This is a genomic window from Marinomonas vulgaris, assembly GCF_018145875.1.
In the GTDB taxonomy this organism is placed as follows: domain Bacteria; phylum Pseudomonadota; class Gammaproteobacteria; order Pseudomonadales; family Marinomonadaceae; genus Marinomonas; species Marinomonas vulgaris.
In genome coordinates this window covers 248737-268404 of sequence record NZ_JAGSSV010000002.1, presented here as the reverse complement: position 1 = coordinate 268404, position 19668 = coordinate 248737, and the positions used below count along the sequence as shown (strand labels likewise).

Genomic DNA, 19668 nt, shown 5'->3' with positions numbered 1-19668 from the left:
TTTTAAGACAGCGCGGGGTCCCAGTCTTTCCAGACCACCTCGCGCCCTTGTGAGCGAATCATTTGCGCTACCAGATCCACTGATCGCTCGTCACTGATTTCAAATTGCTCCAACGCGGTTTCAGCATCATCGGCATACCCCCCCGGCTGCGTTTTAGACTCCGCACTCATGGTCGTAAAGCCCATCCTCACCGCATGGTCACGAAACTCTGCTGACTCCCGGGTCGACAAACTCATTTCTACATCCCTATCGAACAGGCGCCACGCAGCAATAAGCTGCACCAGCTGCCGATCTGAAATCACCGACTTGGGCACAATTCCACCTTCACAAGGACGAATCCGAGGAAACGCCACACTAAAGCGGCTGCGCCAATAGCGCTTTTGTAGATGTCGTAAATGAAACGCCATTAGTAAGGAATCCGTGCGCCAATCGTCGAGCCCCAGCAAGACTCCTAAGCCAATTTTATGAATGCCCGCCTGACCTAAACGATCAGGCGCGTCGAGTCGAAAATTAAAATTGGATTTATTGCCCCGTAAATGATGTTCAAGATAGGTTTTACGTCGATAGGTTTCTTGGTACACAAGCACTGCGTCTAACCCTATTTCCTGTAGGCGCTTATATTCCGACGACTCCAGCGGCTGTACCTCCATCGATAACTGACTAAAAGCCGGTTTAATCAAGGGCAACATGCGCTCAAAATACGCCATGGCAACTTTGTTGGTTTCCCCCGTCACCAGCAAAATATGATCAAAGCCTTTGCCTTTAATGGCCGCCACTTCACGCTCAACTTGCTGTTCATTCAGGGTCAAACGCTTGATGGCATTGCTCATGGAAAAACCACAGTAGGTGCATTCATTGGCGCAGGTGTTGGACAAATACAAGGGCGCAAACAAACTCATGGTGTTACCAAACCGCTGCTGAGTCAGTCGTTCACTTTTCGCCACCATGTCCAGCAAGTAGGGCTCGGCGGCAGGGGAAATTAAAGCGGCAAAATCCTCTTCGTTTAAACTATCTTTAGCCAGCGCCTGCAACACATCGGCTTCTTGCTTATTGCGGTGAATCTCGGTCATCGCCGACCAATCGCAGGTCTCTAAAAACTCACTGAACTGACCCGCCACGGCAGGACTTTGCTCTAACAGCCGCACCTTTTGCACTGTCATGCCAAGCCCCCCAGAAATTCGGTCAATGGGCTGGTCGCCTTAGCCTGTATACGCTTTTCCCCTAAGCCAGATTCAAACGCCAAGCGCCCAGCTTGCACCGCCCAGCGGAACGCTTCGCCCATTTGCGCTGGATTTTTCGCTACCGCAAGCGCTGTGTTTACCAGCACCGCATCAGCACCAATTTCCATCGCCAAAGCGGCATCCGAAGGCGCACCAATACCAGCGTCTATTATCACGGGCACGCGACTTTGTTCGATGATCATTTCTAAAAACGGACGGCTTGCCAACCCCATATTAGAACCAATGGGCGAACCTAATGGCATCACACACGGACAACCCACCTCTTCGAGTCGCTTGCACAACACTGGATCGGCGTGCACATACGGCATCACCACGAAGCCTTTTTTTACCAATGCCTCGGCGGCAAATAGGGTTTCCGCACCATCGGGCATTAAATAGCGCGGATCGGGGTGAATTTCTAGCTTTACCCAATCGGTTTCTAAGGCTTCCCTGGCAAGTTCAGCGGCAAACACCGCCTCTTTCGCCGTTCGCGCCCCTGAAGTGTTCGGTAACAGCTTGATTCCCTGCTGCTGTAACGGTTTGAGAATATTATCCGTCTGATGTTTCAAATCCATACGACGCAACGATAAGGTCACCAGTTCGCTTTGACTGGCCACCAGCGAAGACACCATGGCTTCGGCGCTGGCGTATTTGCCTGTTCCGGTAAACAATCGTGATTGAAATTCGTGCCCTGCAATGATTAACGCGCTCATTTTAGCCCCCTGCAATGGATTCAAAAATACACACTTGGCTTTGCTCATTCAGCTCAGTAGTACGCCACAAACTTTTTGGCACCACCTGCTGATCGAGCGCAATTGCAATCCCTGTTGTGTCTTTTTTTAACTGCTTCAACAGATCATGCAAATTGTTGCCGTTAAATTCATAAACACTGTCATTAAGCAAAATATTCATCGCTCCACTCCCTTTGCTCGATCAAATGCCGCCATGAGCTCCCTTATGGCGGCTTCAGGTTCTGCCGATTGAGTAATCGCCGTTACCACCGCCACACTGTTTACGCCTGTTTGTGCCACCAAAGGGAAGCGCTCTGCGTTAATGCCGCCGATGGCTACTGTAGGAAAATGCTCATGAAGCAAGGTCGCATAATGCTCAAGTCGCTTAAGCCCTTGGGGTTGCGAGGGCATTTGTTTAGTCTGCGTGGGGAAAATATGACCCAGCGCGATGTAACTTGGGCAAATAGACTGACCTCGCGCTATTTCATAATAACCATGAGTGCTGATACCCAGGAGTAAGCCCGCCTTTTGGATGAGCGCCAAATCTGCTTCTTCCAAGTCTTCCTGACCCAGATGCACCCCATACGCCCCAAGAGCAACGGCCTGCGGCCAATGGTCATTAATGAACACTTGCGCATCAAACTGTTCACCTAAGCAGATCGCTTGCGTAATTTTGTCCTCCAGTTCAGGATCATCAGGGTCTTTAATACGCAATTGTGCGATCTGAACCCCTTGTTCTAGAACCAAAGCCAGCCATTCAACCGAATCGACGACGGGATACAAGCCCAGCTTCTGTTCGTCTACCTGCTCAAAGGCAACGCCCGTTCCCAAACTGTCGCCGTCTGACGACACAATCTCTGGCAAGTTTTCTATCTGTAATGGCCAACCGGGACGACCAAGCGGCCCTGCTCCTTCGCCAATTTTCACGCCTGTTTTCAACGCCCCTGTGATGTAAGCTTTCGCCATGGTTAGAGCGTCTAACAGCTCGTAGCCGTGCGCCATAAAACTCGCCAACGCGGTCGACAAGGTACAACCTGTGCCACGGGTGTTATGAACCGTCAAACGTTGAGTACGAAAGCCTGTTATGGACGTCCGCCCTAGTAGCCAGTCGGTTGCTTGCTCAGAATCATCATGGCCACCTTTGAGTAGCCAAAGCGCATGAGGGCAAACGCCTTCGGCGAACAAAGTTTGTTGAATGGCTTTTAGTGGTGGACCTAAAGAATCGTCTAGCGACAACCCCGTCAGCGCAGTAAATTCCATTGCATTGGGCGTGATCACATCTACCCACGGCAGTAAATTAGCTAACAACGCCGCCCCAACCGAACTCTGTTGTAAACGATTGCCCGACTCGCTACTGGCGGCCATCACAGGATCAAATACAATAGAAACACGAGGATGGTTTTTACGAATACGCTGCAGCCACACAGAACAGGCTTCCACCAGCGCTAACGACGGCAGCAAGCTTACTTTTATTGCATCCGGCGGCACATCATCCAGCAGGGTTTGCCACTGAGCATCAAACATGGTCACCGACACCGCTTCGACCGATTGAACCACTTTGGAATTTTGCGCGGTCACGCAGGTCACTATGGTTTGCACATGGCAGGATAAATCTTGCCCAGTACGCAAATCTGCTTGCAGCCCCGCGTGGGCGGACGAATCCGACCCGCCCACACACCAAACAATTGGAGGTTTTTTCATCCTTTTTTCTCCTCTAAGCTACTGTGTTTTCTCGGTAGACTCGGCCAAGGTAAACTTGTCTGTCGTTAGATACACATCACTGCCGAGTTCGCGAAACTGCGCCGACATTTTTTCCATGCCGCTCTGTGCGTCCATTTCTTCCACCGCGCTCATATTGATTTTTTCAGCGCTTTCTAATCCCTTGGCGTCTTCTAACCCCTTGGCATATTGGCGAACTTCTTGGGTGATTTTCATCGAACAGAATTTTGGCCCACACATGGAGCAAAAATGCGCCACCTTGCCAGAGGCCTGAGGCAAGGTTTCATCGTGATAAGCTCGAGCCGTGTGAGGGTCGAGAGATAAGTTGAATTGATCTTCCCAGCGAAATTCAAAGCGCGCTTTGGACAAGGCGTTGTCACGAATTTGTGCACCAGGATGCCCCTTGGCCAAATCCGCCGCATGGGCAGCAATTTTGTAGGTAATCAGGCCTTCTTTTACATCGTCTTTATTTGGCAACCCCAAATGCTCCTTGGGCGTCACGTAGCACAACATGGCACAGCCATACCAACCAATTTGAGCCGCGCCAATGCCTGAGGTAATGTGATCGTAACCGGGGGCAATGTCTTGAGTTAACGGCCCTAACGTATAAAACGGCGCTTCATGACAAAGGCTTAGTTGCTCCGTCATGTTTTCTTTGATCAACTGCATCGGCACATGGCCTGGGCCTTCAATCATTACCTGCACATCGTATTCCCACGCAATTTGAGTCAACTCCCCTAAAGTGCGAAGTTCTGACATTTGCGCTTCGTCATTAGCGTCCATAATAGAACCAGGGCGCAACCCGTCCCCCAAAGACAAGGCCACATCGTACTCAGCACACAACTCGCAGATCTCACGAAAGCGTTCGTACAAAAAGCTTTCTGTGTGATGAGCCAAACACCATTTCGCCATGATGGAACCACCACGAGACACAATGCCGGTCAGGCGTTTTGCGGTCATGGGCACGTAACGCAATAACACTCCCGCATGAATGGTGAAGTAATCCACGCCCTGCTCGGCTTGCTCGATCAAGGTATCGCGAAATACTTCCCAGTTTAGGTCTTCGGCCACACCATCCACTTTTTCCAGCGCTTGATAAATCGGTACGGTACCAATCGGTACAGGGGAATTGCGCAAAATCCACTCGCGGGTTTCATGGATGTTTTTGCCCGTCGACAAATCCATCACAGTGTCAGCCCCCCAACGTGTCGACCAAACCAATTTTTCTACCTCTTCCTCAATGGAAGAGGTCACCGCTGAGTTGCCTATGTTGGCGTTTACCTTCACCAAGAAGTTTCGCCCTATGATCATTGGCTCAGATTCAGGGTGGTTAATATTATTAGGAATAATAGCGCGGCCACGAGCCACTTCGTCACGAACAAACTCTGGCGTAATGCGGGTTTGCAAATTGGCACCAAAGCTTTGCCCAGGATGTTGTTTAAGCAGCAGCTCGCTATTGATCGCATCCATATTCTGGTTTTCACGCAGAGCGATGTACTCCATTTCTGGCGTGATAATGCCTTGCCTTGCGTAGTGCATTTGCGTGACGCATTTGCCTTTCCGGGCCTTACGAACCTTAGGAAGCGTCTGAAAACGCAAGTGATCTAAAGACGCATCGTCTAATCTTGTTTGAGCAAAGTTGGATGACACATTAGAAAGTAGTTCAGTATCTTGCCGCTTTTCGATCCAAGGCGCACGCATAGGCGATAAGCCCTTGTAAACATCGATGGTTTCTTCAGGGTCAGCGTACGGGCCGGAGCAGTCGTATACGTAAATCGCCTCGTTAGGTTCGAAAGTAAGCTGATCAGGGTCAGAGCCAATCGGCGTATCAGTAAGGTTGATTTTGCGCATGGGCACCCGAATGGAGTCATCAGAGCCGGTGAGATAAATACGCTCAGACGCGGGGAAAGGCGACCCTTGTAGCGATTCGATAAAAGACTTCGCTGCGAGGCGTGATTCTTCACGAGTTTGCTTGGTGATTTTTTGAGTTTTCGTATTCGTTGTCGACATGAGCATTTCTCTTTTTTGTCGTAAAAAGTGGGAGAATTGCTTGTCTGGGGTGCTGTTTTCCATTCATGCACAAAGGCATCAATGAAAAGCAATCAATGACTCCTGACGAATAACGATAAGGAAAGATGCTGAGCTTGAAGCTGACATCGAATCGCTCATCTTTAAAAGACAGGAGTTCATTCGATGCAGAAAAGAAAATATTAGACTTTCTTGTTTCCTACGCGGGTATTAACCCGATCAGGTTCTGCGGATCCCGCATTAAATAATGCGATCTCAGCCAAATGGCACTCCGACAAGTGATTGCGAGTATACTCAGTCTTACCGGAATGTAAATACCCTCTGATTCAGAGGGTTTTCTATTAATATACTAAAAAAATTAATTAGTCGGCCTGCATCTCTAAGGCCATTTTGTAGAGGTAGTTTTTCTTCTCGCCAGTGAGTTTTGCCGCCATGGCAGCGGCTTGTTTGACGGGCAAATCTTCTAACAAAATACTTAAAATACGCTTAGCTTCAATGTCTGCTTCATCGCCGCTTTCTTCGGTAAAACTCAACATAACAACAAATTCACCGCGCATTTGGTTAGCATCTTCGTCGAACATACGAAGAATCTCTTCGGCGGTGCCAGACAAAAAAGTCTCAAAGGTTTTTGTTACTTCACGCGCCAACACCAGTTGAGCATCGTTACCATACACTTTATTTACGTCCGTTATAGAATCGTAAATACGATGGGTAGACTCGTAAAAGACCACGGTACCCGTTTGCTTTTTCCATGATTCAAAAAGATCGCATCGTCCCTTGGATTTGGCCGGAACAAATCCGGCAAAAAAGAATTGATCAGTTGGCAAACCCGATGCACAGAGCGCCGAAATTACCGCACAGGCTCCTGGAATCGGCATTACCTTGTGGCCTTGAGAACGCAACGCATGCACCACATGATAACCAGGGTCTGAAATTAAGGGCGTACCTGCATCAGACACCAAGGCAACGCTCATACCTTCATCTAACAAACTTGCTACGTAGTTGGCTTTGTCTTTTTCATTATGATCATGGATAGAAAATAATTTGGCCTCAATACCAAAATGATTCAACAAACGTCGGGTATGGCGGGTATCTTCGGCCGCAATGTAATCTACCTCTCTGAGGGTTTGTTCAGCGCGTTTACTAAAATCATCAAGATTGCCAATTGGGGTCGCAACTATGTACAGCGCCCCTCTCACATCATCAGAACTATGTGATACCATGTTGCCTCTTTTATTTGTCATTTTATAAGCTTATGAGCCTCATTTATCCCCGCATCATATCATTAACGCTTTGCGCTTTGCTGCTAAGTGCGTGTAATTCCGTAAATTTAAACATGGACAAGACACAAAGTAGCAATCAAACGGATATCACTAGCAGCTCACAACAAGAGCGCACACCACCGCCGAGTATTTATCACCCGTTATCAAAAACCGCGGTATCTGAATCGGCGACAAAAGCATACCAAGACGCCCAAAACTTATATCAGCAAGCAGAATATCAACAAGCGCTAGACACGTTAAACAACAACGTCATTAACACTGATTCCAATGTTAAATTAGAAGGTTTACTGCTGGCAGCACTGGCGGCATCCAAACTAAATATGCCCTTGCAAGCGCAAACCTTCTTGAAACAGGCTGAGCAACTGCCTGCTGCAAGTCACCCAAATAAACAAAACGCTATCAAAGAAACTCGTGCTAGCCTACTCGAACAAGTTGGCGATTGGATTGGCGTCGTCAATTTACGCATGGACATGACTTACTCGCTTCCTCTAAACGAAGAAGGCGATAATCAGGCTAAGCTGTGGTTAGCCATTCAAAACCTCACTCAGAACGAGATGGATGAACTCACCTATCAGCAAGCACCTGTATTGAGCGGCTGGCTTACAATCAGTAATATTTTGAGAGACCAATCTCAATCTATTGAACAGCAGTTAGCGATGTTCGAACAATGGCAAATTGCCAACCCAACCCACCCTGCAGCTTTATCACCACCTCAAGATTTTCAGATCATGTCATCTGTTGAAGAGATGGCGCCCAGTACCATTGTTCTTATGCTACCAATGAGCGGTCCCCTTGAGCGTGCTTCGCAAGCCATTGTAGAAGGTTTTTTTGCGTCTTTTTATCTCCAAAAAGAAGCCAGACCGCAAGTTCATATTATTAACACGGAAGATTATTCCAACATTCGTAATGCCTTAACCGCGGCGAATGAAAAGCAACCAGATATCATCATTGGCCCTTTGCAAAAAAACAATGTGGCTCAAATCAGTCGTTTACCACTACCTTACCCTGTGATTGCATTGAATCAGCTTGACGTGAATCAGCACCCTAATAACCTTTATCATTTTTCATTAACGGCTGAAGACGACATCCATGAACTAATTACCTTCGCTAAACAAAATGGCGCGTCAAAAGCGGCCATACTCAGCACACAAGACACTTGGGCACTCAAACAGAGCGATGAGTTTCAGTCGGCTGCGACAACAGAAAACGTCACGGTCACATCCAATCAAGCCTATGCCAATACACCGAGAGGGCGACAAGAGGCTATTCAAAAGCTACTTCTAGTTGACGAAAGTTATGCCAGACGCCGCTCTATTGAACGCTGGATAGGAACAGAAGTAGATAGCATAGGTCGTTCACGAGAAGACTTAGACTATGTGTATTATGTCGGCAAACTTAATGATGCCAAACAAATTAGGCCCTTATTGGATTTTTATTTTGCCAACAAAATCCCTATGCTTGCCAGCAGCACCTTGAACGATAACCCGCCAGAAAAATCCACTAAAGCGGAAGATATTGAGCGTATCTTATTTACCGAAATGCCCGCTCTTTTGCCCGCTAACGACTCACTAAGTGCTTTATCAAAAAACCAAAACTCTAATATTTTACGCCGCTTACAAGCACTGGGAGCAGACGCTTTTTTACTTGCCAACAAATACCAGTTATTCACTTTATTGCCGAGCACCAAAATTGCCGCTAACACAGGTATTATTACCATGGATGAGAAAGGTATTTTTCATAAGCGACCCGAGATCATGACTTACCGAAAAGGAAATTTGGTATATGCACACAATCAAACATTTTTTGAACAGAAGGAAGGCATCGAGCAATAACGGCAAAAAAGCAGAGCACACTGCTGAGGCATTTTTACTCAGTCAAAACTTGCACTTTATTGAACGAAATTACTTCTGTCGTATGGGTGAAATTGACCTTATTTTTGCCGATAAAAACACCATAGTGTTTATTGAGGTGCGCTACAGAGCAAATAATATTCACGGCAGTGCCGCTGAAAGTCTCAGCCCATCGAAATTAAGGAAAGTTCGAAATAGCGCACAACTATGGCTACAAAAGCATCAAAAAGAACACAGTGCTTATCGCTTTGATGCGATATTATTCGACGAAAAAATTGATAACCACCATTTAACCTGGCTTAAAGCAGTATTTTAAACACTATGGATTTTCAAGAAGCAATCTACACCCAATTCGCCCAAAGCTTTGAAGCACAGCAACAAGCGCTGGAAAGCTTGCCTCCCTATATTGAGCATGCGGCAAAAGTAATCTTTTCTAGTATCGCGTCTGGAGGCAAGATCATTTGCATTGGTAACAGCACTGGCTCCCATTTGTCACAATATTTTAGCACCTTGATGCTAGATAGAATGGATCGGGAGCGCCCGGGCTTGCCAGCAATCAATCTCAGCGGAGAAGGGGCTGCGCTACTTGCCATCACCCATAACGACAGTTACCACGATGTGTTTTCCAAACAAATTACTGCCCTTGGCAATCCAGGCGACATCTTGTTTGTTGTGGCCAACAGGGGCAACACTTCCCCCATTATTCAAGCTATTCAGGCCGCCCATGAGCGAAAAATGAACATAGTAGCGCTCACAAGCCCAGAGGCAAAAAACGTATCTTCTCTTACTTCGCAAGACGATACAGAGATTAAGGTCAATTTGCTTGGCACAGCACGTGTGCATGAATGCCAATTAAGCGTCATTCATATCTTAATTGACTTACTGGAGCGTCAGCTATTCGGCTACGAAGACTAGAGCCGAAAATAAAACCCAAGGCCCAACAATCAGCAAGACTATATTACCGATTGTTGGGTCTTGTATTAGCTGCTATTTGACCACTTTTAACTGAAAACCTTTTTTCGGTGGCTCAGGTGGTGTGGGTGTGGGCTCCACATCAAAGTCTTCTTCAGGAAACACAAAACCATCGCCATTTTCTTTGGCATACAATGCAAGCGCCGCGCTCATCGGCACATAAACCTGCATAGGCTTGCCACTGAAACGCGCTTCAAATGAGACCGCTTCCTTATCCATAATAAGATGACGCACAGCCGTCATACTGATGCTCAGCACAATCTTGCCATCATTAACAAACTCAGTTGGTACTACAACGTTTTCCTGCTCGGCATCTACCAATAGATGAGGAGTCATATCGTTATCAATGACCCATGAATAGGCCGCGTTCAGTAAATAAGATCGTTTTGGTAACATACTGTCCTCTCACACTAACGATTAAGCAAAAAAGGAGCCTAGGCTCCTTTTTATTTTCTGGCTATACCTATTAAAGGATTAGTCCAAGCGCATCTCTTGCTCTGCTTCAGAAAGACTTTCTTGGAAAGACTCTCGTGCAAAAACAAGATCCATGTATTTATACAAAGCTTTAGCTTGTTCTTTTGGAATATCAACACCTAAGGCTGGCAAACGCCATAAGATAGGAGCCAAACAGCAATCAACGATGGTGAACTCATCACTCATGAAGTATGGTTTTTCTTCAAAAATTGGAGCAACGTTTAGCAAACCTTCACGCAATTCTTTTTGCGCTTGCGCAACAGCTTCTTTATCTTTACTGGATAAAATAAGGTCTACCAATTTTGCCCAATCACGCTGAATACGATACATAAACAATCGGCTTTCGGCACGTGCTACTGGGTAAACAGGCAGCAATGGCGGATGCGGAAAACGTTCATCTAAATATTCCATCATGACATTTGGCTCGTAAAGCACTAAATCACGATCGACTAAAGCAGGCAGTTCATTGTATGGATTAACATCAGCCAACTCATCTGGCTTGTTAAATGGGTCTACATCTATGATGTCCACTGTGACGGCTTTTTCAGCCAATACAATACGAACTCGATGGCTATAATGATCTTCTCCATCTGAGAAGAACGTCATTGAGGAGCGCTTTGCAATAACACCCATGTCTAACCCCTATATTAAAACATCAATGTCCCCTTCAAAGGAGGAGACGAACTATAATACGGCGACGAAGCAAAAAGGACGACATAGCCGTGACAACAACGAAAATTTCTAACAATTTTCAATAAGAGAACATTCTAACATTATTTTAGAGTGTTTTTTCTTAGATAGATCATTTTGTTGTAAAGAATACTTGTTCACCTTTCTTACAAGCAAAAAAAACGCTTGGTGAAATAACCAAGCGTTTTAAGCATTCCAAAGCGAATATTAACGCTTAGAGAACTGAGGACGACGACGTGCTTTGCGTAGACCCACTTTCTTACGTTCAACTTCACGAGAATCTCGTGTAACGAAGCCTGCAGAACGAAGAGTACGACGTAGAGTCTCGTCATATTGCATCAATGCACGCGTGATACCGTGACGGATCGCACCAGCTTGACCAGAGATACCACCACCTTTAACAGTGATGTAAACGTCAAATTTTTCAGTAGCATCAACAAGTTCAAGAGGCTGACGAACAACCATTTGCGCTGTTTCACGACCGAAATACTGAGAAAGGGTACGGTTATTGATAACTAGGTTACCAGTACCGGCTTTAAGGAACACACGAGCGGTAGACGTTTTACGACGACCTGTACCGTAGTATTGAGTAGCTGACATAATGATCTTCCGTATTAAATGTTAAGGGCTTGAGGCTGTTGAGCAGCATGTGGATGCTCAGTACCAGCGTACACTTTCATTTTCTTGTGCATTGCACGGCCCAGAGGACCTTTTGGCAACATACCTTTAACGGCGATTTCAAGAACGCGCTCTGGAGCGTGATCAATCAGCTTCTCGAAATTCATAGAACGCAATCCACCTGGGTAACCAGTGTGGCGGTAGTATTGTTTCGCAGCGGCTTTGTTACCAGTAACGTGAATTTTCTCAGCGTTAACAACAACGATGTAATCGCCAGTATCAACGTGTGGAGTGTATTCCGCTTTATGCTTACCACGTAGACGGCGAGCAATTTCAGTAGCCAAGCGGCCTAGAGTTTTGCCTTCAGCATCAACCACGAACCAGTCGCGGCGAACTTCAGCAGGTTTAGCTGTAAAAGTTTTCATCAAAAAACCCTTTCAATACGCGTGTTCAATGACACGCTATACCTATTATTATTGGTTGCTTTGACATCTTTATGCAAAGCAACGTGCACTTACCTTCAAAAAGGCGAGCGAAGTATACACCAACAAAACACAAGAGAGAAGGTAAAAGTGCTTATGGGCGATGCTCTAGAGATAAATATTCCTCTGATTGCATTTCTAAAAGACGGCTCACAGTTCGATCATATTCAAACGCCAATCTCGTGCCTTTATAGATTTCTGGAATAGCCACTTCTGCAGAGAAAATCACCTTTACGTGACGATCGTAAAATTCATCCACCAAGTTGATAAAGCGTCTTGCTAAATCATCAGTTGATGCGTCCATTTGTGGTAAATTCGAAATAATTACCGTGGTGTACAGTCGAGCCAACTCAATATAATCCACCTGACTCCTTGGCCCATCACACAGCGCCTTGATATCAAACCAAGCCAAGCCTTCGCAGCTGCGGATTAGCGGAATGCCACGCCCTTCAATCTCAGCCACACCACCTTCGACAACATGGGAAGCGTCGGTTATTAGACTGTTAAAGCGCTCTTCTAACACCTGATCAGCCTCAGCATTGAGCGGAAAATGATAAAGCTTCGCTTGTTTTAAAGTACGCAGACGATAATCTACACCACCGTCTACGTTCATCACTTTGGTATGCTTTTTCACCAATTCAATAGCAGGCAAAAAGCGCGCTCGCTGCAAGCCGTTTTTATACAAACCATCAGGCTCTATATTAGAGGTAGCGACCAATGTGGTGCCATTTTCAAACAGCACATCTAACAAGCCCGCCAAAATCATCGCATCTGTGATGTCTGTCACAAAAAATTCATCAAAACACAGCACCTGTGCTTTTTCAGCAATTTGCTTACCGACTACTTCAAGAGGGTTCTTCACATGCTCAAGCTTGCGCATTTCTTGATGAACCATTTGCATGAAGCGATGAAAATGCAAACGCATTTTTCGTTCTGTCGGTAAACAGTCAAAAAACGTGTCCATTAAATACGTTTTACCGCGCCCTACTCCACCCCAAAAGTACAAACCTTGCTCAACAGTAGGGGCTTTTTTCTTTAAAAAACGCCCTAAAATACCCGTTGAAGGCTTTTCTGATTGGCTGGCCACCAAACGATCGAACAAATCTTGCAGGGCTTCTACAGCTTCTTCTTGAGCAGGGTCGTAGTTAAAGTCCGCTCGTGTTAAATCTTGTTTATAACGTGTAATGGGAGTCATCGGCGCTCTTTCGTTCTATTGGGTTAATTGCAAGCATTCTAACAAAATGCAACTTAAACAACACCTATCAAGCTGTTATCGTAGGGGCTGTTTCGTTATAATGAGTCATCAGTTTTTTGGAGCAAGTCATGAACTTAGAAGAATTCAACATCATTATTTTTATTACTGGCATCATTATTGGGTGTGTGACAACCATTGCTTTTAAAAGCTTCGGCTCTAAAAACAGCAAACAGGCAAACTCCAATATCATCACGATGAAGTCACTGCAGCAGGAACTAGACAACAAACAAGTCATTATTGATAATTTTTTCGCTGACAGCCAAGAGCACATTGCCTCAGTCGAAAAGCGCCTAGCCGATTTCAGAAAATGTCTTGCCGACAACGCTGGCCAACTCAGCAACATCACAATCGACAGCACGATTAATACAACCACCCAACCTGAGCCCACTGACGTACCAACTGATTACGAACCGCCAAGAGATTACGCGCTTAAAAGCGCCCAAGAACCCGGTATGTTGAGTGATCAATTCGGTCTAAAAGATGAAAAAGACGACGTAGAACCAAAACGTACTATGTAACCCCCCTTCATACGGCGTAAAAAATGGGCTTTAAAAAAGCCCATTTTTTATTTATTCATCTAATTCAACGCTTTAAAGATAAAACAAAATTACGCTGGACTATCAATATCAGCGAATACCGCTTCCAAACCACATTCTACCGATAGAAACTCAGCAATAGATTGAGCACCAAAACGCTCGGTAGCATGATGCCCAGCCGCAACGAAATGAATCCCCATTTCACGCGCAATATGAACAGTCTGTTCGGACACCTCACCTGTAATAAACACATCCGCGCCAGCAGCGACAGCTTGCTCTATATAACCCTGCGCACCGCCAGTACACAAAGCAATACGTTGAACCTTGTCATCTCCCACCTGCTCAAAGAGAACATCGCGCCCCACGGCTTGAGCAACCAGAATTTTGAAATCCTCGGGGGTCATAGGTGCGTCTAACACACCGACAATACCAATGGCATCTTCAAGAGCGACGCCAGCCTGCAAACCTTCTCGTTGCGTTAAACCAATCGCGTCGGCTAATCCGGCATTATTACCCATGGTAGGATGCGCATCTAAAGGTAAATGATAGCCATATAGGTTGATGTCATGCTTTATCAGGGCGGATAAGCGACGATACTTCATACCAACCACACGTGGGTCTTCGTTTTTCCAAAAATAGCCGTGATGCACAACAATGGCATCAGCCTGAAAAGCGATCGCCTCATCAATTAGGGCTTGGCAGGCGGTCACGCCCGTTACCACGCGTTTAATGTCTTTTTTGCCTTCTACCTGCAAGCCGTTAGGCGCATAATCTTTAAATCGATTTGAGCTCAACGTATTGTTCAGAAGTAATTCAAATTCATTATTTAACACAAGGCTCTCTTTTAAATCCAAGTTCAAAAAAAACTCACTTCTCCGTGAGCTTGATATTAAAGCAACTGTTCAACTTGCTCTTTAAGTGAGGCGAGGCTTTTTTCGAAGTTATTCCCTGCAATGTCATTAGCAAATATCGCCAAATAAGGACTGAGTAAACCGGCACTTAAACGACCTTCAATCGTCCATTTAACCAGCGTGCCGTTTGAATCTGGCAAGAATTCAAGACTATTGCTGACCTGATTCACCGCCGGTTTGGGGCGAACATCAAAACCAATCCGATAAGATGAAATATCCGTCACCGTCAGAACACCCTTGTCTTCACTGTCCGCATAGGACAAGTCGACCGAATCACCTTCGACAAGTACACCATCAAACCCATCAACTTGGCCACTTTGAATATACATCCATGACGCCAGTTGATCACCTTTCAGCACATGACTCACTACCAGATCCCGTGGCGCATCGATGACCACACTGCGCTCAACCCGATAATCCGTTGGCATAAAAAAGCCAACTCCAACCAGCAGCAGAATAATAAGTGCCGTAATACGGGTTACTTTTCTGAACTGATACAGTGCTGCTGGATGGCTTGTGTTGGCCATGGTTATGCGTCCTTGAGAATACGGTATTCAGCCGACATAGCGTGGGCTTCTAGTGATTCTCCTCTCGCCAAAGGTGAAGCAATTTTGGCCAACTCACTGGCTCCTTCTGGTGAACAATATATCAACGAGCTGCGTTTCTGGAAATCGTATACACCTAAGGGCGACGAGAAACGCGCTGTGCCTGATGTAGGCAGAACATGGTTAGGCCCAGCACAATAGTCACCCAAGGCTTCTGGAGTGTGCCGACCCATAAAAATAGCGCCCGCATGACGAATTTTTTCCACCCACTTTTCAGGCTCATCGATAGATAATTCAAGGTGCTCTGCCGCGACAACATTGGCGATTTCCATCGCTTCGTCCATGTCTTTCACATGAATAAAGGCACCACGCCCCTCTAACGAAGCCTTGATAATGTCTTTACGTGACTGTGTATCGACCAAACGTTCCATAGACGCTTTCACTTGCTTGATAAAAGCCAAATCAGGAGAGATCAAGATAGACTGAGCATCTTCATCGTGCTCGGCTTGGGAAAACAAATCCATCGCGATCCAATCAGGGTCTGTTTTGCCGTCACACACCACCAAAATCTCTGATGGGCCAGCAATCATATCAATTCCAACCACACCAAAGACCATTTTCTTCGCGGTTGCCACATAGATATTACCAGGCCCGACTATCTTATCGACTTTAGGAATCGTTGCCGTGCCATAAGCAAGCGCAGCCACGGCTTGAGCGCCACCGATGGTGAAAACACGATCAACTCCAGCAATATAAGCGGCGGCCAACACAATATCGTTCACGAAGCCATCTGGCGTCGGCACCACCATGATAATTTCTGCAACACCAGCCACCTTAGCGGGCATGACGTTCATCAGCACAGAAGAAGGATAAGCCGCTTTACCACCTGGCACATACACACCGACACGATCTAGCGGTGTCACTTTTTGACCAAGCACAGTGCCATCGCCTTCCTGGTATTGCCAAGAGGGTTGTTTTTGACGCTCGTGATATTGATGCACACGCTGCGCTGCCGCTTCTAAGCTTTCTACTACTTCAGCACTGACGCGATCTTTGGCTAGAGCAAGCTCTTCGCGGGAAATTTCCAATTCAGTGGCTGAAGATACCGTGCGACGGTCAAAACGGTTTGTAAACTCGATAACCGCGTCGTCACCTTTTAAACGAACTTGGTCAACAATATCCGCAACGGCTTTTTGTACGCCCGCGTCAGATACTGAATCCCACGCCAGTAACGCATCTAACTCTTCACGAAAGCGCTCTGAGTCAGAAGAAAATTCTCGAATAGTCAGGTTCAATTACTTACCCTCATTGTCTTCTACAGCACCGCGCAACATATCCAAAATCGGTTCAATTTGCGCGTATTTTGTTTTATAAGCGGCTTTGTTAACCACCAAGCGTGTACTAATAGGTGCAATCAATTCACGTGCCTCAAGACCATTGGCTTTTAAGGTGTTGCCCGTGTCAACGATGTCGACAATCAAGTCAGCAAGACCCATAATCGGAGCCAACTCCATTGCGCCATACAGTTTGACGACATCAGCCTGCACGCCTTGCTCGGCAAAATACGCTTTGGCGGTTTTAATGAATTTGGACGCTACTTTTAAACGGCGGTTAGGCAAGGCTTCCCCAACCACTCCTGCTGTCATTAAACGGCACTTGGCAATTTTTAGATCAAGCAGTTCGTAAAGATTGTTAGTCGATGCTTCCATCAACACGTCTTTACCAGCCACACCAAAATCTGCCACACCATGATCAACATACGTTGGCACATCTGTCGCTCGTAAAATTACCAACTTGATGTGTTCGTGGTTGGTATCAAAAATCAACTTACGACTTTTACTAATATCTTCAACTGGAACAATGTTCGCCTTTTCTAACAGCGGCAAAGTTTCACCAAGAATGCGCCCTTTCGACAACGCAATCGTTAATGTTTTATTCATATTAATTTAAAACCCGTGAAATTTTCGCACCCAGTGAACCGAATTTTTCCTCGATACACTCATAACCACGATCAATGTGGTAGATGCGATCAATTTTTGTGTCGCCTTCTGCCACCAGAGCAGAAAGCACCAAACTGGCAGAGGCGCGCAAATCTGTCGCCATCACAGGCGCACCTTTTAAGCGATCACAACCACGAACGATTGCCGTGTTGCCACTTACCTCTATGTCAGCACCCATGCGCAACATTTCGTCAACATGCATAAAACGGTTTTCAAAAATGTTTTCAATTACTCGTCCAACACCGGTCGCCACTGAATTTAACGCGACAAACTGCGCCTGCATGTCAGTAGGAAAAGCGGGATAAGGCGCGGTGCTGATGTTAACCGCTTTAGGACGACGCCCTTCCATATCCACTTCAATCCAGTCGTCACCGCAAGTGACTTTGGCACCGGATTCTTCTAGCTTAGCAAGGACTGCCTCAAGGGATTTCACGTTCGTATCAATCACGCGCACCTTACCGCCAGTAATCGCCGCGGCGACCAAAAAAGTACCCGTTTCAATGCGGTCTGGCATCACTGGGTAACTGGTGCCGTGCAATGTCTCTACGCCATCAATCACAATAGTATCCGTACCATGACCGGTGATTTTTGCACCCATGGCGATTAAGCATTCTGCTAAGTCCACCACTTCAGGTTCGCGAGCAGCGTTTTCTAAAATGGTTTGTCCGTCTGCTAAAGTGGCCGCCATTAACAGGTTCTCTGTTCCAGTCACAGTGACCTTATCAAAGAAAATACGCGCACCTTTTAAGCGGCCATCGACTGTCGCGACAATGTCACCGCCATCTACTGTAATGGTCGCACCCATGGCTTCTAAACCACGCAAATGCAAATCCACTGGGCGACTACCAATCGCACAGCCACCAGGCAAGGAAACAATCGCTTTACCAAAATGGCTCACTAATGGGCCTAACACCAAAATAGACGCCCGCATGGTTTTCACCAATTCGTAAGGCGCTTCACAATTATTCAGTGTGGAAATATCCAGTTGAACGCTCATTTTTTCGTCGACAACCACACCGCATCCCATAGAACCTAATAGCTCTAGCATGGTAGTAATGTCATGCAAATGGGGAAGGTTTTGAATGGTGATCAATTCTTTGGTTAACAAGGTTGCTGCCAAAATTGGCAAGGCAGCATTTTTCGCGCCAGAAGCACGAACCACGCCATTAAGCCGAGTACCACCGGTAATCAGAAGCTTATCCATATTTTAAATCTCTTATAATTGCTTTTATAGCTTGCTTATTTGTTCTGGCGTGTAAGTTTTCATCGTAACCGCGTGAATGGCTCCGCTTGCAATCGCGTCTTGAAGATGTGAATAGACAAGTTGCTGTCTTTTAACCGTAGACAAACCTTCGAATTCGTTTGCTACTACCACTACTTGAAAGTTGCAACCTTCGCCCTGCGCTTCAACTTCGCAGTCACGGATTGAGGATTCTAAAAGTGCTTTAACTTCAGCTGCGTTCACAGTCGCTCCAACAGATATGTATGTGTAATTTGTCGTATTCTACATGAGTTCAGCCAACTACTTAACACCCCTGACAATCTCCACGGACAAAAAAGTCGGTGTTTCCTTACATTTTAATTAAGGCTGACTATTCACAGGGTATGAAACAAAAAATCCGAACCCATTCAATGGGTTCGGATTTTCTTCTGGCCGCTACAAATAGCTGTTTACATTAAGCTCAATACTCAGCTTTTTCTTGCCAACCAGCACTAAGATTTTTTCGCTAACCAGTACTAAGATTTTTTTGCTAAAGAGTCACGCCATGCCGTAATAGCCGATTCGATGTCATTTCTGTTTTGCTCCATCATCACACCAAACTGCTTGCGAAAAGTCAGACCAAAGTTAATATTGTTAATAACAACATTGCTTAGCATCCAACCAGACTCTTCCGACTCCATGTAGAAGGAAATATTCAACAACCCACCCGCTTCCATTTCAAAATCCACGTCGACTTTGGTTTCTCTGCCGCGCCCCTGTGGACCAAGTGGCAAGACGTTAATCCGATCTGGATCGAGTTCTAACAAAGAGGAACCGTAGGTTTTTAACAAGGTATCCTTGGTAACATTCGCAAAACGTAAACGTTGCTCAGGTGTTGCTCGACGATAATATTTACCCATCACTTTTTTGGAAAAATCATCAAAATCGACAACTTTAGCCAATATGTTGTCAACGCGCTTTTCAAGCAAAGCAGGATCATTCGCTAATACGGCTTTATCAGCTACGATGTCAGTGCGAAACGCATCGACTATTTTCACCACAGCATCACGGGCCTCTTCGCCATTCGCCCAGGACACACTGGCACCGAACAACGACAGCACAAATACCATAACTGGGATAATTTTAGACATAA

22 protein-coding genes and 1 riboswitch are annotated in these 19668 nt (G+C 46.0%); of the genes, 4 read left to right on the top strand and 18 right to left on the bottom strand.

From position 1 onward, the window contains the following. Positions 1-2: 2 nt before the first annotated feature. From thiH to rsmI, 6 genes are all read right to left on the bottom strand, one after another. Positions 3-1160 (bottom strand): 2-iminoacetate synthase ThiH, encoded by a 1158-nt coding sequence (thiH, locus tag J9B83_RS03495; RefSeq protein ID WP_211535339.1) that lies wholly within the window; start codon positions 1158-1160, stop codon positions 3-5. Continuing rightward, positions 1157-1933, bottom strand: a complete 777-nt coding sequence (locus J9B83_RS03490) for a thiazole synthase (protein ID WP_211535338.1) — start codon at positions 1931-1933, stop codon at positions 1157-1159. The genes thiH and J9B83_RS03490 overlap by 4 nt, the downstream gene beginning before the upstream one ends. Before the next feature lies 1 nt (position 1934). Then, entirely contained in the window at positions 1935-2132 is a 198-nt protein-coding gene (thiS, locus tag J9B83_RS03485; RefSeq protein ID WP_211535337.1) for a sulfur carrier protein ThiS, read from the bottom strand. Next, entirely contained in the window at positions 2129-3652 is a 1524-nt protein-coding gene (gene thiE / locus J9B83_RS03480; protein ID WP_211535336.1) for a thiamine phosphate synthase, read from the bottom strand. The genes thiS and thiE overlap by 4 nt, the downstream gene beginning before the upstream one ends. Before the next feature lie 18 nt (positions 3653-3670). Continuing rightward, on the bottom strand, positions 3671-5680 hold the full coding sequence (gene thiC, locus J9B83_RS03475; RefSeq protein WP_236037087.1) for a phosphomethylpyrimidine synthase ThiC: 2010 nt from the start codon (positions 5678-5680) through the stop codon (positions 3671-3673). A gap of 197 nt (positions 5681-5877) precedes the next feature. Further along, positions 5878-5982: riboswitch (TPP riboswitch) on the bottom strand. A 78-nt stretch (positions 5983-6060) separates the two neighbouring features. Beyond that, the gene (rsmI, locus tag J9B83_RS03470) at positions 6061-6921 is read right to left on the bottom strand and encodes a 16S rRNA (cytidine(1402)-2'-O)-methyltransferase (RefSeq protein WP_236037086.1); all 861 of its coding nucleotides are present in this window, start codon (positions 6919-6921) and stop codon (positions 6061-6063) included. A 113-nt stretch (positions 6922-7034) separates the two neighbouring features. On the opposite strand from rsmI, the gene J9B83_RS03465 reads away from it, so the two are divergent. From J9B83_RS03465 to J9B83_RS03455, 3 genes are read left to right on the top strand one after another with little or no spacing between them, the layout of a single operon-like run. Then, complete coding sequence (locus J9B83_RS03465; protein WP_236037085.1) at positions 7035-8813, top strand: penicillin-binding protein activator; 1779 nt, start codon at positions 7035-7037, stop codon at positions 8811-8813. Further along, positions 8764-9147, top strand: coding sequence for a YraN family protein (locus tag J9B83_RS03460; RefSeq protein WP_211535333.1), 384 nt, complete (start codon positions 8764-8766; stop codon positions 9145-9147). The genes J9B83_RS03465 and J9B83_RS03460 overlap by 50 nt, the downstream gene beginning before the upstream one ends. A gap of 5 nt (positions 9148-9152) precedes the next feature. Then, positions 9153-9746, top strand: coding sequence for an SIS domain-containing protein (locus tag J9B83_RS03455; protein WP_211535332.1), 594 nt, complete (start codon positions 9153-9155; stop codon positions 9744-9746). A gap of 72 nt (positions 9747-9818) precedes the next feature. Here J9B83_RS03455 and J9B83_RS03450 read toward each other — a convergent pair whose 3' ends face one another. The 5 genes from J9B83_RS03450 to zapE form a co-directional block, all read right to left on the bottom strand. After that, a complete protein-coding gene (locus J9B83_RS03450; protein ID WP_211535331.1) occupies positions 9819-10199 on the bottom strand; it encodes a ClpXP protease specificity-enhancing factor in 381 nt (126 codons plus the stop codon). A 78-nt stretch (positions 10200-10277) separates the two neighbouring features. Further along, positions 10278-10910, bottom strand: coding sequence for a glutathione S-transferase N-terminal domain-containing protein (locus tag J9B83_RS03445; RefSeq protein WP_211535330.1), 633 nt, complete (start codon positions 10908-10910; stop codon positions 10278-10280). A gap of 264 nt (positions 10911-11174) precedes the next feature. After that, positions 11175-11567 carry a 30S ribosomal protein S9 gene (gene rpsI / locus J9B83_RS03440; RefSeq protein ID WP_114412871.1) on the bottom strand — a complete coding sequence of 131 codons (393 nt, stop codon included), beginning with the start codon at positions 11565-11567 and terminating at the stop codon, positions 11175-11177. Between the two features lie 14 nt (positions 11568-11581). Continuing rightward, positions 11582-12010, bottom strand: coding sequence for a 50S ribosomal protein L13 (rplM, locus tag J9B83_RS03435; RefSeq protein WP_072839865.1), 429 nt, complete (start codon positions 12008-12010; stop codon positions 11582-11584). 151 nt (positions 12011-12161) lie between these two features. Next, positions 12162-13262 carry a cell division protein ZapE gene (zapE, locus tag J9B83_RS03430; RefSeq protein ID WP_211535329.1) on the bottom strand — a complete coding sequence of 367 codons (1101 nt, stop codon included), beginning with the start codon at positions 13260-13262 and terminating at the stop codon, positions 12162-12164. A 128-nt stretch (positions 13263-13390) separates the two neighbouring features. On the opposite strand from zapE, the gene J9B83_RS03425 reads away from it, so the two are divergent. Then, positions 13391-13840 (top strand): DUF1043 domain-containing protein, encoded by a 450-nt coding sequence (locus J9B83_RS03425; RefSeq protein WP_211535328.1) that lies wholly within the window; start codon positions 13391-13393, stop codon positions 13838-13840. Between the two features lie 89 nt (positions 13841-13929). Here the strand turns inward: J9B83_RS03425 and J9B83_RS03420 are convergent, their stop codons facing one another. From J9B83_RS03420 to J9B83_RS03390, 7 genes are all read right to left on the bottom strand, one after another. Beyond that, positions 13930-14691 (bottom strand): Nif3-like dinuclear metal center hexameric protein, encoded by a 762-nt coding sequence (locus J9B83_RS03420; RefSeq protein WP_211535327.1) that lies wholly within the window; start codon positions 14689-14691, stop codon positions 13930-13932. Between the two features lie 56 nt (positions 14692-14747). Next, on the bottom strand, positions 14748-15296 hold the full coding sequence (locus J9B83_RS03415) for an SRPBCC family protein (protein WP_211535326.1): 549 nt from the start codon (positions 15294-15296) through the stop codon (positions 14748-14750). 2 nt (positions 15297-15298) lie between these two features. Then, a complete protein-coding gene (gene hisD / locus J9B83_RS03410) occupies positions 15299-16609 on the bottom strand; it encodes a histidinol dehydrogenase (RefSeq protein WP_211535325.1) in 1311 nt (436 codons plus the stop codon). Next, positions 16610-17254, bottom strand: coding sequence for an ATP phosphoribosyltransferase (hisG, locus tag J9B83_RS03405; protein ID WP_211535324.1), 645 nt, complete (start codon positions 17252-17254; stop codon positions 16610-16612). A gap of 1 nt (position 17255) precedes the next feature. Then, positions 17256-18518 carry a UDP-N-acetylglucosamine 1-carboxyvinyltransferase gene (gene murA, locus J9B83_RS03400; protein WP_211535323.1) on the bottom strand — a complete coding sequence of 421 codons (1263 nt, stop codon included), beginning with the start codon at positions 18516-18518 and terminating at the stop codon, positions 17256-17258. Between the two features lie 24 nt (positions 18519-18542). Next, a complete protein-coding gene (locus J9B83_RS03395; RefSeq protein ID WP_211535322.1) occupies positions 18543-18779 on the bottom strand; it encodes a BolA family protein in 237 nt (78 codons plus the stop codon). Between the two features lie 272 nt (positions 18780-19051). Further along, complete coding sequence (locus tag J9B83_RS03390; RefSeq protein WP_211535321.1) at positions 19052-19666, bottom strand: MlaC/ttg2D family ABC transporter substrate-binding protein; 615 nt, start codon at positions 19664-19666, stop codon at positions 19052-19054. Between the last annotated feature and the right edge of the window lie 2 nt (positions 19667-19668).

Bases quoted from the DNA above. Each gene is read 5' to 3' on its own strand.
- thiH (WP_211535339.1), bottom strand. From the start codon at position 1,160: ATGACAGTGCAAAAGGTGCGGCTGTTAGAGCAAAGTCCTGCCGTGGCG.
- J9B83_RS03490 (WP_211535338.1), bottom strand. From the start codon at position 1,933: ATGAGCGCGTTAATCATTGCAGGGCACGAATTTCAATCACGATTGTTT.
- thiS (WP_211535337.1), bottom strand. From the start codon at position 2,132: ATGAATATTTTGCTTAATGACAGTGTTTATGAATTTAACGGCAACAAT.
- thiE (WP_211535336.1), bottom strand. From the start codon at position 3,652: ATGAAAAAACCTCCAATTGTTTGGTGTGTGGGCGGGTCGGATTCGTCC.
- thiC (WP_236037087.1), bottom strand. From the start codon at position 5,680: ATGTCGACAACGAATACGAAAACTCAAAAAATCACCAAGCAAACTCGT.
- rsmI (WP_236037086.1), bottom strand. From the start codon at position 6,921: ATGGTATCACATAGTTCTGATGATGTGAGAGGGGCGCTGTACATAGTT.
- J9B83_RS03465 (WP_236037085.1), top strand. From the start codon at position 7,035: ATGGACAAGACACAAAGTAGCAATCAAACGGATATCACTAGCAGCTCA.
- J9B83_RS03460 (WP_211535333.1), top strand. From the start codon at position 8,764: ATGCACACAATCAAACATTTTTTGAACAGAAGGAAGGCATCGAGCAAT.
- J9B83_RS03455 (WP_211535332.1), top strand. From the start codon at position 9,153: ATGGATTTTCAAGAAGCAATCTACACCCAATTCGCCCAAAGCTTTGAA.
- J9B83_RS03450 (WP_211535331.1), bottom strand. From the start codon at position 10,199: ATGTTACCAAAACGATCTTATTTACTGAACGCGGCCTATTCATGGGTC.
- J9B83_RS03445 (WP_211535330.1), bottom strand. From the start codon at position 10,910: ATGGGTGTTATTGCAAAGCGCTCCTCAATGACGTTCTTCTCAGATGGA.
- rpsI (WP_114412871.1), bottom strand. From the start codon at position 11,567: ATGTCAGCTACTCAATACTACGGTACAGGTCGTCGTAAAACGTCTACC.
- rplM (WP_072839865.1), bottom strand. From the start codon at position 12,010: ATGAAAACTTTTACAGCTAAACCTGCTGAAGTTCGCCGCGACTGGTTC.
- zapE (WP_211535329.1), bottom strand. From the start codon at position 13,262: ATGACTCCCATTACACGTTATAAACAAGATTTAACACGAGCGGACTTT.
- J9B83_RS03425 (WP_211535328.1), top strand. From the start codon at position 13,391: ATGAACTTAGAAGAATTCAACATCATTATTTTTATTACTGGCATCATT.
- J9B83_RS03415 (WP_211535326.1), bottom strand. From the start codon at position 15,296: ATGGCCAACACAAGCCATCCAGCAGCACTGTATCAGTTCAGAAAAGTA.
- hisG (WP_211535324.1), bottom strand. From the start codon at position 17,254: ATGAATAAAACATTAACGATTGCGTTGTCGAAAGGGCGCATTCTTGGT.
- murA (WP_211535323.1), bottom strand. From the start codon at position 18,518: ATGGATAAGCTTCTGATTACCGGTGGTACTCGGCTTAATGGCGTGGTT.
- J9B83_RS03390 (WP_211535321.1), bottom strand. From the start codon at position 19,666: ATGTCTAAAATTATCCCAGTTATGGTATTTGTGCTGTCGTTGTTCGGT.